The sequence below is a fragment of the Nocardia sp. NPDC052316 genome (assembly GCF_044547795.1).
Classification (GTDB): domain Bacteria; phylum Actinomycetota; class Actinomycetes; order Mycobacteriales; family Mycobacteriaceae; genus Nocardia.
The window spans coordinates 100,226-118,061 of the sequence record NZ_JBIUBB010000001.1 but is presented as its reverse complement, the minus strand read 5'-3'; the positions used below and the strand labels follow the sequence as shown (position 1 = coordinate 118,061).

The window sequence follows — 17,836 nt, the reverse complement described above, 5'->3', positions numbered from 1 at the left end:
CCTTGGCATAGGATCGCCGGGTGCCCCTACGTCGCTGGATAGTCGCGTTGACGGTGTTCACCACGGTCGCCATGACCGCGGGCTGCGGCGACGAGGGAAAGTCCGCCGCGAGCCCGGTCGAGGTCGGCGTTCTGGTCATCACGATGTTCGATCCGGAGACCGAGCCGTGGCTGCAGCGGGAGTCGCTGCCGATCACCGTCGACGTCCCGACCGCGTACAAACCGGTGCACTGCAACGCCGACGGGCTGTGCGTCGCCGAGACCGGGCAGGGCAAGACCAACGCCGCGGCCACCATGATGGCCCTGCTGGACAGCCCGAAACTCGACTTCACCAAGGCCCACTTCCTCACCGTCGGCACCGCGGGCGCGCCGCCGGACCAGGTCACCCTCGGCTCCGCGACCTGGGCCCGCTGGGTAGTCGACTTCGATCTCGGCAACCACCTCGTGCCCGCCGAGGCGCCGAGCTTGCCGCACGGCTACCGCCCCGTCGAGAGCTACAACACTGCCGCCTACCACCTGAACGAGCAGCTCGTCGAGACCGCCTTCGGCCTGACCGAGCACGCCACCCTGGCCGACAGCCCCGAGGCCGCCGCCGAACGCGCGCTGTTCGGCCAGCCGGACCGCAAGCCGTCGGTGACCAAGTGCGACACCATGACCGGCGACGACTGGTTCTCCGGCAAGGAACTCTCCGACACCGCCCGGCACATCATGGGGGTCCGCACCAACGGCCAGGGCAACTACTGCACCACCCAGATGGAGGACAACGCGACGGCCGCCGTTCTGGACCGGCACGGTTACCTCGACCGATACCTGGCCTTGCGCACCGTGTGCAATTTCGACCAGCCGTATCCGGGGCAGAGCGTGCTCGACCATCTCGAGCAGCAGTCCGCGGGCTTCCGTTTGTCGCTCGACAACGGCTACGCGGTCGGGCGCACGGTTGTCGACTACTTCTTGAAGAATCGATACGAACCGGCGCGCTGACCCGGTGCTGGGCGGCCGCTGCTAGCCGGTCTGCACGGGCGTCGGTCCGACAACCGAGGGGCGCGGGTGCGGCGAATGTGAGGTGCGCCTGCCCGTCTTGTCTGTAATATTAAGTTAGGCTAACCTCATGTTTGCGCTGCGCAGCGCACGATCGGCTCGATTGGTCGATGGGTTTCCAAGCAACGCAAGGGATATCACGCACATGACGAAGATCGGCGCGGCCGCATGAACCGAGCTGCTCATCGCGAACGAATCGCTGAGGTGCTCGATCAGGGCGCGGGTGGGGCGAAGGTGCCGTACCCGGTGGGGCTGCGTGAAGCGACGGTACGGGACACACGGATGGTCGGTGCCGGACTGCTCCGGTTGACCTTCGCCGGACCCGAACTCGGCGGCTTCGAGAGTCACGCGCCGACCGAGCACGTTCGGCTGATCTTCCCCGACGCCGACGGCACGCTGCGCCTGCCCGAGCAGGTCGATCTGTCCCTGAAATGGCCGCGCCCGCTACCGCTTTCGCGGGAGTACACGGTCCGTCGCTACGACCCGGTCGCCAACGAGCTCGACATCGATTTCGCGGTGCACCCCGGCGGGCACGCCGCGGAGTGGGCCGTCGCCGCGACGCCGGGGACCAGCGTCTACATCGCGGGTCCGCCCGGCGGACTGGTGGTGCCGTTCACTTACGACCGCTATCTGCTGGCCGGGGATATCACCGCATTGCCCGCGATCGCCCGCTGGCTGGAGGCGCTGCCGTCGGAAGCGGCGGGGTGGGCGTTCATCGAGGTGGCCGACGCCACCGAGGAGACCGAACTCATCGCCCCCGCGGGCGTCGAGGTGCGGTGGCTGCATCGCGGAGCCGCGGCACCGGGGACCTCGGACCTGCTCGAGCGTGCCGTGCGCGCGGTGCCGATCCCCGATGGCGAGCGGGTATATGCCTGGATCGCCGCCGAGGCGGGCGTGGTGCGGCCGCTGCGGCGCTGGGTGCGCGAGGTACTGCGGGCCGAGCCCGGCGACTCCGAGGTGACGGCCTACTGGAAGCGCGGCCAGGCGGACTTCGACGAAGACCATGAGGAAGCCGGCGACTAGCGGCGCAGGCGACTTCGGCACGACCCGCCTGCCACCGAGACAACTCGGCGGCAGGCGTTTGAATGTAAGTGGCTCGAGATTGAGGAATGGGTTGTGACGGTTACTCCGGTGGATGAGCACGAAGAGCTGGCGCTGACCGGAGCGCAACTCGGCATCTGGAACGCTCAGCGCCTCGAACCCGAAATGCTCAGCTACCTGGTCGGTGAGGTGCTGGAGATCGCGGGCACCGAGCCCATCGACCTCGCGGCGCTGGAGACCGCGATCCGGCGCACCATCGCCGAAACCGACACCATGCGCCTGCGTTTCCGCGACGGACCCGATGGGCCTCGGCAGCGGATCACCGACGCCGAGCCCGAACTGCGCAGCACCGTCGACCTACGCGACGAGCCCGATCCCACCGCCGCCGCCCACCGGGTGGTCGCCGCGGAACGGCAACGGGCCGCGCAGTACTGCCGCGTCATGGTCGATCGCCAGCTCTTCAGCTACACCCTGCTTCGACTGTCCGACACCGAGGTGTGGTGCGTCCAGCTGTACCACCACTTGATCATCGACGGCTACAGCACGGCCATGGTTTCGCGTCGGGTCGCCGCCCACTACACCGCGTTGGTGCGCGGAAAGACGGTCGCGCCTGTCAAGTGGGGAAATATCCCCACTCTGGTCGCCGAGGAGGCGGCGTATCTGGCCGGCCCGGATGTCGAGCGCGACCGAGAGTACTGGCGCGACTTGCTGACGCCGCTGCCGTCCCTGGACGGACGCGGCAACCCGCCCGACGGCCCGGCGGAGCGGACCAACGAGGCGCGTGCGGTGCTCGACGCCGAGTTCATGAAGCGGGTCAACGCGATCGCCGAGGCTTCGGGCACCACCTGGGCCGACGTACTGGTCGGCTGCTACGCGGGATTCGTGTACCGGCTGATCGGCGACCCCGACGTGGTGATCGCCCTGCCGGTGATGGCTCGCGTCGGTCGCACCGCCCTGACCACGCCGTCCATGGCGGTCAATGTGCTGCCGCTGCGATTGGCCGTGTCCAGCCACGATCGTCTCGCGGAACTGAGCAAGCGGGCCGCCGACGCGCTGCGCGGCGTGCGGGCGCACCAGCGTTACCGCGGCGAGAACCTGGCCCGCGAGTTCACCGGTGCGCTGCTGCACGGCATCGGCATCAACCTGAAGGCATTCGACGTCGCCCTCGATTTCGCCGGTGCCGTCGGCACTTTGCGCAATGTCGCGGGTGGTCCGCCGGAGGATCTCGGGCTTACCGTCACCCCGTTGCCCGGCGGGCGGCTCCAGCTCGGGTTCGAGGTCGACGCCCGCTCGGTCAGCGACGACGTGGTGCGGCGGCGGATGGCCGCTCTGGTCCGGATGCTCACCGAACTCACCGACGGGACGGATCGGCCGATCGGCCGGGTCACGCCGTACCCGCCTGAGGACGGCGCGCGCGTGCTGGCCGGACGGGCGAGCGGACCGCTGGCCGGGGCGCCGGAAGAACTGTGCGCGGCGTTCGACCGGCTCGTCGCCGAGCAGCCGGACCACATCGCCCTCGTCAGTGGCGCAACACAACTCACCACCGCCGAGCTCGGCCGCCGAGTGCATCGGCTGGCTCGCTATCTGCGCGGCAAGGGCGTCGGTCCGGACGACATCGTCGGAATCGCGCTGCCGCGCACCGCCGACCTCGTGGTCGCGATGCTCGCCGTCCAGCATGCGGGAGCGGCGCACCTGGTGCTCGATCCGGAGCACCCGGCCGAGCGGCTGCGCGACATCGTCGACGACGCGTCCCCGGTGCAGGTGCTCGCGGATGCCGCCCTGGTCGAGGCGCTGTCCGGTGGGTCGCGCCCGACGCCGATCCGGCTGTTGGACACCGAGATCCAAGAGCTGATCGGGCAGCAGGCGGACGGCCCACTGACCGAGGCGGAACTGGCCGCCCCGCGCAACGCCGAGCATCTGGCCTATGTGATCTACACCTCCGGTTCCACCGGACGGCCCAAGGGTGTGCTGGTGCGCTGCGGTGGCGCGGCGCATCTGCTGCACCATCACCGGTCGACCATCTACGCCGACGCCGCGGCAGGCGTGGGCGGCAGGCAGCTGCACACGGCGCACACCGCGTCCTTCTCCTTCGACGACTCCTTCGACCAGTTGCTGTGGCTGCTGTGCGGGCACCGGATGCACCTCTACGACACCGAACTGCTGCGTGACGCCGCCGCTCAGGTGGCGGCGTTCGCCGCCGACCGGATCGACGTGGTAGCCACCACGCCGTCGATGGCCGCGGCCTTGATCGACAACGGTCTGCTCAGCGCGGAGCACCGCCTGCAGTTGCTGCTGCTCGGTGGCGAGGCGGCCCCGCCCGCCCTGTGGGAGTCGATCGTGCACTCCGGCGTGTCGTCGCGAAACATCTACGGCCCCACCGAGGTAACCGTGGACGCGATCAGCGCACCGGTGACGGGTGCTGATCCCTATATCGGCATCCCGCTGGCAGGGACCAGGACTTATCTGCTGGACAGCGCATTGCAGACCGTGCCCGACGGCGAGATCGGCGAGCTGTACCTGGCCGGCCCGCAATTGGCGCGCGGCTATTTGGGGCGGCAGGTGCTGACGGCCGAGCGGTTCGTCGCCGATCCGTTCGGTGCGTCCGGCGAGCAGATGTATCGCACCGGAGATCGCGCCCGCTGGGTGACGGGCCACGGGTACGAATACCTCGGCCGCGGGGACAATCAGGTGAAGTTGCGCGGGTTCCGGGTGGAGTTGGGTGAGGTCGAGGCGATCCTCGGCGCGTTGCCCGGTGTCGCCGCTGCGGCCGCGATGATCCGGGATACCGCCGGTCACGCCCAACTGGTCGGATACCTGGTACCCGCCTCGGGGCACCGGATCGCCGACGCGGACGAGCTACGCCGCACGCTCGCGAAATCGGTGCCCGATCACTTGGTTCCGTCGGCCATCGTGGTGCTCGACCGGCTGCCGATCACGATCAGCGGAAAGCTCGACCGCGCGGCATTGCCCGCGCCGCCACCGGTGGTTTCCACCGGTCGGGCGCCGCGCACGGAGCAGGAAAAGGCGCTGTGCGAGGTGGTCGCCGAAGCGCTCGGCCGGCCACCGGTGAGCGTCGACGACGACTTCTTCGGCCTCGGTGGCGACAGCATCACCGCGATCAGTGTCAGTAGTCGCTTGCGCGTGCACGGGCTGATGGTGCCGCCGAAAGCGTTGCTCGCCCAACGCGATCTCGGCTCCATCGCCGCGTCGGCCGAGCGGATCGATGGCGAAGCGATCGTGGTCGCGGCCGACGAAGCGACGGGTGCGGTCGCGCTGCCGCCGATCGTGCGCGCGCTGCTCGACGCGAACTCGACCAAGCAGGCGATCGACGGGTATGCGCAGTGGACCGCGCTCAGTCTGCACGAACGGCTTGCCCTCGACGACCTCGTCGCCGGTGTACAGGCCATGCTCGATCGCCACGATGTGCTGCGCTCCGTGCTCGAACTGCGCGGCCAGGAAACGACAATGACGATCGGCGCGGTCGGCTCGGTCCGCGCGGCGGATCTCGTCGTGGAGACCTTCCTGTCGGAGTCCGACGAAATCGCTGCGCTCGCCGAGAAACTCGCGCAACAGCTGGACCTGGGTCGCGGACATTGCCTGCGCGTGGCACTGGTGCGTACCGCGCACGACCAGCCGGATCGACTGATCCTGGTGGCCAACCACCTGGTCGTGGACGGAGTTTCCTGGCGGGTGCTGCTCCCGGAGCTGCACGCGGCCTGCGCGGCGGTCAGTGAACGGCGCGCGATCGAACCGACCGGCAAGGGTAGTTCGTGGCGGCGCTACGCCACTCTGCTGGCCGAGGCGGGTGCGGCCGGAACCCACGGATCGGAACTCGACTACTGGCAGGCGGCACTCGGTGCGGAGCCGGTGGCCCCGCTCGGCACGCGCGCCCTCGACCCGAGCCGCGATCACGCCGAAAGCGCCGTGCGCACCCACACTTTCGCCGCACCGGTGCTCACCGACGCGGTGCTCAACACCCTGCCCGCGGCCTATCGGGCACGCACCGACGAGGTGCTGCTCGCCGCGCTGATACTCGCGGTGAACTCGTGGCGGCACAGCCGAGGGGAGGCGCTGGAGGCAGGCAGGCCGGTCACCGTCGAGGGGCATGGCCGCGACCCGCTGACCGACGACACCGATTTCGCGGGCACGGTCGGCTGGTTCACCAGCGAATACCCGATCTGGGCTCCGGCAACCGGAGTCGACACCCCGGCGGGCCTGAACGAAGCGCTAGCCGGTGGCGCGGCGGCCGGACGGCTGTTGCGGGCGGTGAAGGAGGCCAAGCGCGCGGTCCCCGACGGCGGCGTCGGCTACGGCGTGCTGCGGTACCTGGACCCGAGGACCGAACCGGTGCTCGCGGGCAAGGCCGCGCCCGAACTGCTGCTCAACTACCTCGGTCGATTCGCCGCCGCGCCCGGCAGCGGATGGCAACTGCCGGAGCAGGACCCGTTCTCGGTGTTCGAACCGAAGACGAAGGCGCTCTCGGATGTGCTCGCGCTCAATGCCTTCGTGCACGAGCAGGGCGCGCCGAGTCTCGCGGTGGAGTGGACCGCGGCAGGCGATGTGCTCGGTGCTGGCGAAGTCGCCGAGCTGCAACGGCATTGGGGACTCGCACTCGAGGCCTTCGCCGCGCACGCGGTGCTGTTCGAGGGCGGCTTGACGCCTTCGGATTGCCCGGAAGTGCCTGCCACGCAGGACGCGATCGATGAGCTGGAGACGGCGCACGGTCCGCTCGCCGCGCTGCTGCCGCTCTCGCCGCTGCAGGAAGGGCTGCTGTTCCACGCGATCCGGGACGGTGCCGCCGACGTTTACACCCTGACCGCGCGGATCGATCTGACCGGCCCGCTCGATGCCCAGCGGCTGGAGCGCGCCTTCGATGGTGTCGTGGCCCGGCACCCCAATCTCGGTGCCGCATTCGACTATGCGGTCTTGGATCAACCGGTCCAGGCCATTCCCCGGCTGATCGAGGTGCCGTGGCGGCACGTGGATCTGTCCGCGCTGCCCGCGCGAATCGCGGTCGCCGCGGCCGAGCGGCTCGAGGTCGAAGCGGCCGAACACCGTTTCGTGGTCGATCGGTCGCCGCTGTTGCGTGCCTTGCTGATTCGACTGCCGGACGATCAGCACCGTTTGGTGCTCAACGCGCATCATCTGCTGACCGACGGTTGGTCGACGCCGATCATCCTGCGTGAGCTGCTCGCGCTCTATCACGACGACTACTCCGCACTGGCTACGCCGACCCAGTACCGGGACTACCTCGCCTGGATGGCGGGCCGGGACCGTGACGCGGTGCGTGCCGCCTGGTCGGCCCGGCTTGCCGGGCTCGCCGCGCCGAGCATCGTCGGTACGGATTCGACAGGCGCGCAGGACTTCCGGCAGCGTCCGGTGCCGTTGCCCGATACCTGCGGCGCTGAGCTCGCCGCGCTCGGGCGGCGTCGTGGCTTGACGGTGAACACTCTGGTGCAGGGCGCCTGGGCGCTCGTGCTCGCGGAACTCACCGGCCGTACCGATGTGGTGTTCGGCGCGACGGTATCCGGTCGGCCCGCCGAGCTGCCCGGCGTCGAGGGCATGGTGGGTCTGTTCACCAACACCATTCCCGTCCGCTGTAGCTTCGTGCCGCAGCGACCGCTGCTCGACCAACTCGCCGAGCTGCAGGAAACGCAGTTCGCCATGCAGGAATTCGAGCAGGCGAGCCTCGCCGAGATCGAACACGCCGCCGGACTCGGGCAACTCTTCGACACTCTGGTCGTCTTCGAGAATTTCCCGAACTCCGATGCGCAGCAGCCGGAGTCGCACGAGTTGCGCATCGCTGGGTTCCGCAATCACGGCCTGACGCACTATCCGATCACCTTGCTCGCGCCGCCCGGCGACCGACTGGAACTGGTGCTGTACCACAATCGCGCCGCCGTGACGGACGCGACGATCGCGCGGATCACCGACCGGCTGGCGGAAGTTCTGCGCGTGCTGGTCGACGCCGGGGACACCCGCGCGGGCGAGCTCGTGGACATGTCCGGCCGGGCCGACCTGATCGACACCGCACCGGTTCTGCCGGAGCCGGCGCGGCGTCCTCGGGCGCTCGACGCCGCAGTGGCCACCGACGACGCTGTGCTGGAAGCGATCCGCGAGGGCGTCGCGGCGGTGCTCGAGCTCGAGGCGGTCGGCGCCGACGAGGACTTCTTCGCGCTCGGCGGACATTCGCTGACCGCGATGCGTTTGATCGGACAATTGCGCAGGGCCGGTCTCCGTATCGTCATCACAGACGTGTTCGACGCGCCGACCGCGCGTGGCCTCGCGACACGAGCGCAGATCGATCAGCAGCGCTTCGCGGTCCGGCACACGACCGTCGAGACCGAGACCATCGACGAGGCAACGGCATCCGTCGAGCTCGAGGCCGCGCCGAGCAATGGCCCGGCGGCGCTGTTGTCCCCGGCCCAGGAACGGCTGTGGTTCCTGCATCGGTTGGCGGGGCCGTCGACCACCTACGACGAGGCGAGGGTCGTGCGCGTGCACGGCGACCTCGACACCGACGCGCTCGCCGCGGCGTGGCGTGACGTGCTGGCCCGGCATGCCGTATTGCGCACCGCGTATCCGCCGGACGCCTCGGGATCGGCGACCATGCTCGAGTTGCACGCTGACGAGGCGTCGGGCCTGGACATCCGGGCGGTGGGCGCCGGCGGCGCGGACGCCGCCATCGAGGCATGCTCGGCCGAGCCGGTGGACATCACCGGCGCCGCGCCCGCCAGGGCGACCCTGCTCACCGTGGCGCCGGACGAGCACATCCTGATCGTCATCGTGCACCAGATCGCCTTCGACGCGGCGTCGCTGCGTCCGCTGTTCAGCGATCTCGACCTGGCCTACCGGGCCCGCCTGAACGGCGCCGCACCGCAGTGGGATTCGGCTGCGGTGGCCGACTACCTCGGCTACGCGACGCGCGAGCGCCGCAGGGAGGACGAGGGCGCCTACGTCGACCAGCTGGCGTACTGGCAGCGGCAACTCGCCGGCCTGCCGGTGGAGTTGGATCTGCCGTTCGATCGCCCGCGCCCGGCCCGCGCAGGCTATCGCGGATACACCACCGTCCGGGCGCTGACCGACGAAGTGCGCACGGGGATCACCGAATTGAGCGCCGAGCACGGCGTCAGCCCGCTGATGGTGCTGCAGGCCGCGGTCGCCGTGACGTGGTCGGCCTTCGGCGCGGGTCGCGATATTCCGTTGGGCACCACCGTCTCGCACCGCGACAGCGCGCACGGCGACAACGCCGAGTTCGCGGACACCATCGGCCATTTCAGCAACACGCTGGTGCTGCGCTGTGACCTGACCGGGCGGCCGAGCTTCGCGGAGCTGCTGCGGCGGGTGCGCGCCACCGCGCTCGACGCACTCGCGCACCAGGACGCACCGTTCGAGCGAGTGATCGACGCGGTGTCCCCGTCGCGTTCGTTGTCCAAGCACCCGCTGTTCCAGACGATGGTCGGCTACGAGCCCGCGCCGAACCTGCCGAGCCTGGGTGGGTTGGACGTAGCGCCGTCGGCAGCCGCCACGGCCGTCGCGCGATTCGATGCCGCGGTGTGGTTCGCGGAGGCACAGGAAGACCGCTCGGCATTGCTGCGGCTGGTGGCCGACGCCGACCTGTTCGATCCCGCCACCGCCGACGCGCTCCTCGACGGTGTGCTCGCCACGCTGGATCGGGTGGTGCGCGATCCGGCCGCCGGTATCTTCGATTCCCCACTGTGCCGACCCGATCCGAGTCGTGATCCGGTCCGGCGCGCCGAGACCCCACCGGGTGTCGCGGTGCGCTTCGCCGAGCAGGTGCGTCAGCACCCCGATGCGGTCGCGCTGATCAGCGGCACCCAGTCGGTGACCTACGCCGAACTCGCCACGCGGACCGAGGAATTGGCCGCGCGGCTGCTCGCCGCAGGAGCGGGCCAGGAGCGGGTGGTCGGGGTCGCGCTGGCGCGGACGACCGATCTGGTCGCCGGCTTGCTCGCCGTGCTGCGCGTCGGCGCCGCCTATCTGCCGCTCGACGTGGACTACCCGGCGGATCGCCTGGCGTACATGCTCGCCGACGCGACGCCGGTGTGCGTGCTGACCAGTTCCGATCTCGCCGATCGACTCCCGGCGCAGCGACCGGCGCTGGTCCTGACCGACGACGAAACCGCGACGGCCGTATCGGCGATACCGGAGCCGAGGCCCGCGGGCGCACAGCTGGCCTACGTGATCCATACCTCCGGATCGACCGGTCAGCCCAAGGGCGTGCTGGTCACCGCGGCCAATCTCGCGGCCTTCGCCGAGACGGTGGGCGGCGACTGGATCGAGCCGGGCGACCGCATCGTCGCGGTGACGACGGTGTCCTTCGACATCGCCGTGCTCGAGCTGTTGCTGCCGCTGACCGTCGGCGCGACCGTGGTGCTCGCCGATCGCGCGACCGTGCGTGACCCGGATGCGTTGCACGCCTTGATCGCCGACAGTGCCGCGACGGTCGTGCAGGCCACCCCGTCGCTGTGGCGGGTGCTGGTGGAGCACGAGGACGCTGCCCGGCTCGGCGCGGTTCGCGCGCTGGTCGGCGGCGAGGCGTTGCCCGCGGACCTGGCGGCCGACCTGGTCGCGCATTGCCGGTCGGTACGTAATGTCTACGGCCCCACCGAGGCAACGGTCTGGGCCACCGCCAGTGACCTGCGCGAGGGTGACCCGGTCACGATCGGTGCGCCGTGGGCGGACGTGCACACGCGGGTGCTCGACGAACACCTGCGTGCGGTACCGGACGGTGTCGCAGGCGAGCTGTATCTCGGTGGCGCCCAGGTGGTTCGCGGATACCTGGGCCAATCCGCGCTGACCGCTGCGCGGTTCGTGGCCGATCCGGAGTTGCCGGGTGCGCGGCTGTACCGCACCGGCGATCTGGTTCGTTTCCGGGCCGGGCGGCTGGAGTACCTGCGCCGCATCGACGATCAGGTGAAGGTCCGCGGTTTCCGCATCGAGCTCGGCGAGGTCGAATCGGCGCTGCGCGGTGCCGCAGGGGTGGCCAGGGCCGCCGCCGCGGTGCGTGCGGACAGTGCGGGGACCGGCCGGTTGTTCGGCTATGTGGTCCCGCAGCCCGGCGCACAGCTCGATCCGGCTGCGGTGCGCGCCTACGTCGCGTCGCTGCTGCCCGAATACATGGTGCCGCAAGCGATCACGCTGCTGGAAGCGCTGCCACTGACCCTCAACGGCAAGGTGGACCGGGCCGCACTGCCCGAACCCGCACGTCCGCACACGGCCCGCCGTGCACCGCGCACGGCGGCCGAGCGCACCCTGTGCACGCTGACCGGCGAGATGCTCGGCATCCCCGCGCCGGGGCCCGACGACGCCTTCTTCGCGCTCGGCGGCGACAGCCTTCGGGCGGTGCGATTGGTGACCGCGGCACGGCGGCACGGCCTGCTGCTGAGCGTCGCAGATGTCTTCGAACACGCGACCCTCGGTGAACTCGCCGCAGCCGCAACACAAGTGCCTGCCACGGCGCGAACCGCCGCGGATCTGGTCACCGTGGACGACGATCAGCGCGCACGTTTGGATGCGCTGTGCCCTGGCTGGCAGGAGGTGCTGCCGCTCGGCCCGTTGCAGGAGGGCATGTACTTCCAGTCCGTTGTCGACGGAGCCGACGGGACCGACGCCTACCACATGCAGGCACGGTTCCTGTTCGCGCCGGAAAAGCCGCCGCGGCTGGAGGTTTTGCGCGCGGCCGTGGACGCGGTGCTGCGCAGGCATTGGAATCTGCGGGCCGGGTTCACCCACGCCGGGTTCGCGGCGCCGGTGCAGTTCGTCCCCGGGGCGTGGGAAACGCCCGGCCGCGAGGTCGATCTCACCGCGACACCGGCGGCCGACCTCGACGCCGCGGTGGCGGCGCTGGCGACCGAGGAGTACAGCGCGCCTTTCGATTTAGCCGCACCACCACTGCTTCGGCTGCTGCTGGTCCGGCTGCCGGACGGCGCGAGTCGTGCGATCTTTACCCTGCATCATCTGCTGATCGACGGCTGGTCCATCTCGCTGATGTTCACCGAGCTGTTCACGCTGTTCGAACAGGCGGAGGGCAGCTCTTCCGCCGAGCTGGACACCGTGCTCGCACCCGCAGCCGACTTCCGGGACCAGCTGCGCTGGGTGGCCGGGCTGGACCATGATGCGTCCGAAAGGGCATGGCGGGCATACCTGTCCGACCTCGCTCAGCCGACGCTGCTCGGCTCCGGCGCGGCGTCGGCGGTGCCGCAGCCGATGCGCAGTCTGATCGAGCTCACCCCACAGACCTCCGCCGCACTGCGGACGCTTGCGGGGGAGAGCCGGGTCACCCTGTCCACCGTGGTGTCCACCGCGTGGGGATTGACGCTGCGGGCGAGCACCGGCATGGACGACGTGGTGTTCGGCTCGACCGTGTCGGGTCGTTCCCCGGAGGTGCCGGGCTGGGAACGGATCATCGGGCTGGTGCTCAACACCGTTCCGGTCCGCGTCCGGGTCCGGCCGGGCGAGTCGCTGGTCGATGTGCTGCGGCGGACGCTGCGCGAGCAGGGTGCGCTGGCCGAGCACCAGCAGCTCGGGCTCGGCCGAATCCAGCGCGCGGCAGGCCATCCGACCCTGTTCGACACCCTGTATGTGTTCCGCAATCTGCCGCGCGGTGACGGCGCCGAAGATGTTTTCGCGCGCAACGGCGTCGTCTCGCGGGCGGCGCTCGACGGCACGCACTACGCGTTGACCCTCGATGTCGACCCTGGTGCGCCTGCCGATCCGCTGCGCATCTCGCTGGAGCATCGACCGGATCTGGTGCCCGACGATCGGGCGCGGGAGATTCTCGACCGCCTGGTAGGGATTCTGGAGCTGCTCGCCGCGCCGGACACGGTCGCGGGCCGCAGTGTGGTCGCCGATATCGCGGTACCGGTGGCGGATTCGCCGGAGTTCACCCCGGCCCGGGTGCCGGTGCCGCTGCCGGGAGAGCCGGGCGGCAGCGTCGACGCGCTGCTGCGGGAACGGGCCGCCGCCACCCCGGGCGCCACCGCCCTGGTCTGTGGTGCTGTCGCGCTCACCGCGCGGGAGATGAACGACCGGGTGGACCGGATGGCGCGACTGCTCGCCAGCCGCGGCGTCGGCCCGGCGGATGTGGTCGCTCTGGCCTTGCCGCGCATCGCCGATCACGTCGTGGCGATCTTCGCGGTCATGCGCACCGGCGCGGCCTATCTGCCGCTGGACCTGACGCATCCGCCTGCCCGGCTGCGCGGCCTGCTCGCGGACAGCGCGGCGGTGGCGCTGATCAGCACCACCGAGCATCAGAACAGCGTGCTCGGCGGCCATGGCGGGCCGCGGGTGCGGCTGCTCATCGATCGGCCCGTCGTCGCCGCGGTGCTCGACGGCGTCGTGACACCGCCCGCCGTGCCGGATACGGCGGTGGCCGGACCGAGCAGTGCCGACCAACCGGCTTACGTCATCTACACCTCGGGGTCGACCGGCCGTCCGAAGGGCGTTGTGGTCGGTCATCGCGGGCTGACCACGATGTACCACAACCACCTCGACGAGATCTTCGGCCCGACAGAGCGTTTCGCGGCGCGCGGCAGGCTGCGCGTCGCGCACACGGTCTCGTTCTCCTTCGACATGTCCTGGGAGGAGCTGTTCTGGCTGCTGGCCGGACACGAGGTGCACGTCATCGACGAGCAGGCCCGGCTGGAACCCGCGGCCCTGGTCCAGCACTACCGCGAGGTCGGCATCGACGCGGTCAACGTGACACCGTCCTATGCCCGCGAATTGATCGCGGCGGGGCTGCTGGAGGGCTCGCACGTGCCCGCACTGGTGCTGCTCGGCGGCGAAGCGGTGCCGCTCGACCTGTGGACGATGCTGCGAGAGCATCCGGACGTCCTGGGCTACGACCTGTATGGGCCGACCGAATTCACCATCAACGCCCTCGGATCGCCCGCCGCGGGCAGCCCCACCCCGTGTTTGGGCAGGCCGGTGCGCAATGCGCAAGCGCGCGTGCTCGACTCGGGGTTGGCGCAGGTGCCGGTCGGCGCGCAGGGCGAGCTGTACCTGTCCGGTGACGGCATCGCGATCGGCTACCGCGACCGGACGGGGCTGACCGCGGGCACCTTCGTCGCGGATCCGTTCTCGCCCGACGGCGGCCGGATGTATCGCACCGGAGACCTGGTGCGCCGCAGGCCCGACGGCGAGCTGGAATACCTGGGGCGCGCCGACCACCAGGTCAAGGTGCGCGGCGTGCGCATCGAACTGGCCGAGGTGGAGGCGGCGCTCGCGGGACTGCCCGGCGTGCGGCGCGCCGCCGCGAAGGTGGCAAAGGACGCGTCCGGCCTGGCCCGGCTCATCGGCTACGTGATTCCGGAAACTGATTGGGTGCCACGCGATCTGCGTCCGGAACTGCGGGCGCTGGTGCCCGCAGCCCTGGTGCCGTCCGATGTGGTCGTGATCGAGGCGATCCCGCTGACCCCGAACGGCAAGCTGGACCGCGCGGCGCTGCCGGAACCGCAGCGGCGCACGGTCCGCCAGGCCCCGCGCTCGGCCCGTGAGCGCGCCGTGTGCGCGGTGTTCGAGCAGGTGCTCGAGCGTCCCGAGGTGGATGTCGAGGAGAGCTTCTTCGATCTCGGCGGTGACTCGCTGCGAGCCATGCGCCTGCTCGGTGCGCTGGATCGGGCGCTTGGCGTGAGCATCTCGCTCGGCACGCTCACCGCACGGCCGACGGTCGCCGAACTCGCCGCGCACCTCGACGGCGCCGATGTCGGTGTCGCAGGGTCGGACTCGCCGCTGCTCAGTCGCGACCACGTGGTGGTGCTGCGGGACGGCGGCGCCGAGGCACCGCTGTTCTGTGTGCACCCGGCGGGTGGATTCGCCTGGCAGTTCCTGCCGTTGGCGGGTCGGTTGGCGGGCGAGCGGCCGGTGATCGGACTGCAGTTGCCATCGCTCAGTGGTGGCGCGGCCGCGACCTCGATCGAGGAGCTGGCCGAGCGGTATGTCACCACCGTGCGCGCGCACCAGGCCACCGGGCCGTACCACCTGCTCGGCTACTCGTTCGGCGGCAATGTGGCGCACGCGATGGCGGCGCGACTGGCCGCGGCGGGCGAATTGGTCCTCTTCACCGGGCTGATCGACACCGCACCGCCCGGCCGCTCGGTCCGGGAGACCGCCCGGGAGATCGACGGCCTGGTCACCGGACTGGCGCCGGAGGTTCTCGCACAGGATCCCGAACTGCCTGCCGCATTGCGGACCGGATTCGACGAGTGCGTGCGCTTGCTCGAGAACGCCGCGGTGCCCGAGTACGCCGGCTTGCTGACGCTGTTCACCGCCGACCGGCCGTACCCCGGCGGTCCGGCCTCGCCGGGGCACGCGCTGGCCGACGGCTGGCGCGCGCTCGGCCTGGACCCGGACGTGCACCACCTCCCCTTCGACCACGCCGGACTCGTGACGGCAGCCGGGTGGGCCGAGCTCGCCCCGCTGCTCGACCGAGCACTCGACCTGGAAATGTTTTCTACCCAAGGAGATCGATGAAGTCAGCAAGAACGTCCGGTACCCGGGGCAGAATGCGGCGCGCCGCCGCGTTGCTCGGTGGTCTGTCCATGGCGCTCGGCCTCGTGGTCGGCTGCTCCTCGGGCACCGACGATGCCGCCGCCGCGGAACAGACCAGGACGATCACCACCGATCGTGGCCCGGTGACCGTGCCGGGCCAAGCCAAGCGCATCGTCGTGCTCAGCGGCAGCATGGCCGACTACCTGTATGCCATCGACGCCCCGGTGGTGGCCACCGACACCAGGATCATCGGTGTGACCAACCTGGACGGTGGCTTCCCGCCGCAGTGGGCCGACAAGGCGCGGTCGCAGGGCAGCAAGCAGCTACCCGCGGGCGCGGAGCTGAACATCGAGGCGGTGGCCGACGCGAACCCGGATCTGATCATCGGTGGTGGTCAGGGCATCACCGCCGTGCAGGCCGACAAGCTCTACGACAAGCTCACCGCGATCGCGCCGACCGTGCTGGTGCCGCAGAAGGTGACCAACTGGCAGGAACAGCTGCGGATCATCGCCGACGCGACCGGTCGGGCGGACAAGGTGCCCGCGCTGTTGAAGGCCTACCAGGACAAGGCCGCTCAGGTAAAGGCGTCGGCCAAGATCCCCACCGGCAAGGTGGTCTACATCCTCTCCGTGGCCAACAAGGTGCCGTACCTGGTGCCGCCGTCGGCCGCACTGCCCACCCAGTTGGCCGAATTGGGCTTCGACGCCGACGACGTGCTCGCCAAGGCAGGCAACCCGCCGCTGTTCGGCTCGGGTGACTCGTTCGAGGTCAGCCTCGAGCTGATCGACCGGATCGCCGACGCGCCCACCGCCATCGTGATCCCGGTCGGCGGCCCCGGCGCCGCCGAACTGGCGCAGAACCCGCTCTACGCGCGGCTGCCCGCGTTCCGCGACGGCAAGATCATCGAGTTGCCGACGACCAGCTATCGGCCGGACTACCACAGCGCGCTGAACACGCTGGACGTCATCGCGAAGAAGCTCGGCTGACCTTGCTGCGCCGATTCGTCATAGACATCTCGCCGCTGCGCGACAGCAGGCCGTTCCGGTTCATCTTTGCGGCGCGGCTGATTTCGCTGCTCGGCATCGGGCTGCTGATGGTGGCGCTGCCGGTGCAGGTGTACGAGCTCACCGGCTCCAGCCTGCACGTCGCGGGAGTGTCGGTGGTGACCGCGCTGTCGATGTTCGTCGGCAGCCTGTCCGGTGGTGTGCTCGCCGATCGGCACGATCGGCGGCGCACCATCCAGCTCGCGCGTTCACTGGCGGGCCTCGGGTTCGTGATCCTCGGCGTCAACTCGTTGCTGGATCACCCTGCGCTGTCGGTGATCTACGGCGCGGCGGTATTGGACGGCGTGGCGGGCGGGGTGAGCGGTTCGGCGTTGATGGCGCTGACGCCTGCCCTGGTCGGCAGGCATCGGCTGGCCGCGGCCGGTGCGCTGATGACGCTGACCACCGAGTTGGGCACCGTGGTCACCCCTGGTTTGGCCGGCGTGATCATCGCGGCGAGCGGCGGGGTATCGGTGACCTACTTCGTCGCGGCGGGCGCTACGGCGCTCACCGTGACGTTGTTCCAGGAGGTGGGTGCGCACCCGCCCACCGGGACGGTGCACGAACCGCCGCTGCGGGCATTGCTGACCGGGATGCGTTTCGCCGTCACCCACCAGGTGGTGCGCGGGACGCTGCTCGTCGGACTGGCGGTCATGCTGGTCAGCGGGCCGATGGTGCTGCTACCCGCCTATGCCGACACGGTGCTCGGCACCGGGCCCGCGGTCCTCGGCCTGTTGTACGGCGCGCCCGCGGCGGGTGCGCTGGTCGGCTTGTTCACCAGCGGCTGGACCGGCGGGGTGCAGCGCAACGGGCGGGCATTGCTGGCCTCTGTGGTGCTGCTGCCGATCGCGTTGATCATCGTCGGTGCCGGTGGCACCACGCTTTTCGCGGTGCTCGGGTTGGCCGGCTTCGGGCTCGGCCGTGCGGTGAACGACACCTTCCGGTTCGCCGTGTTGCAACAGCACACCCCCGACGATCTTCGTGGCCGGGTGTCGAGTCTGTGGCTGGTACAGGCGGTTTCGGGCACCGCCGTCGGCTCGCTGGTGGCCGGAGTGCTCGGTAACTACTTCGCCGCTGATACGGCGCTGCTCGTCTATGGCTGCGGTGCAGCGGTTCTCGGTGTGCTGCTGTGCCTCGCGCTACGCCCGGTCTGGACGGCCACCGCGATCGCCGACCAGCCGGTCGGCGATCGCCGCGACTGAA

General features: G+C 70.3%; 5 protein-coding genes. All 5 read left to right on the top strand.

Features of this window, described 5'->3' with window-relative positions:
- The first annotated feature begins 20 nt into the window (after nt 1-20).
- Complete coding sequence (locus ACIHA7_RS00505) at nt 21-980, top strand: purine-nucleoside phosphorylase (RefSeq protein ID WP_397284043.1); 960 nt, start codon at nt 21-23, stop codon at nt 978-980.
- Nucleotides 981-1,205: 225 nt separating this feature from the next.
- A complete protein-coding gene (locus ACIHA7_RS00500; protein WP_397284041.1) occupies nt 1,206-2,060 on the top strand; it encodes a siderophore-interacting protein in 855 nt (284 codons plus the stop codon).
- Nucleotides 2,061-2,168: 108 nt separating this feature from the next.
- Entirely contained in the window at nt 2,169-15,572 is a 13,404-nt protein-coding gene (locus tag ACIHA7_RS00495; RefSeq protein WP_397284039.1) for an amino acid adenylation domain-containing protein, read from the top strand.
- Nucleotides 15,569-16,576: a Fe2+-enterobactin ABC transporter substrate-binding protein gene (locus tag ACIHA7_RS00490; RefSeq protein ID WP_397284037.1), complete on the top strand. Its 1,008-nt coding sequence runs from the start codon at nt 15,569-15,571 to the stop codon at nt 16,574-16,576. Before ACIHA7_RS00495 ends, ACIHA7_RS00490 begins: the two co-directional genes overlap by 4 nt.
- 2 nt (nt 16,577-16,578) lie before the next feature.
- Entirely contained in the window at nt 16,579-17,835 is a 1,257-nt protein-coding gene (gene entS, locus ACIHA7_RS00485; protein ID WP_397284035.1) for an enterobactin transporter EntS, read from the top strand.
- Nucleotide 17,836 lies beyond the last annotated feature (1 nt).

Bases quoted from the DNA above. Each gene is read 5' to 3' on its own strand.
- ACIHA7_RS00500 (WP_397284041.1), top strand. From the start codon at position 1,206: ATGAACCGAGCTGCTCATCGCGAACGAATCGCTGAGGTGCTCGATCAG.
- ACIHA7_RS00490 (WP_397284037.1), top strand. From the start codon at position 15,569: ATGAAGTCAGCAAGAACGTCCGGTACCCGGGGCAGAATGCGGCGCGCC.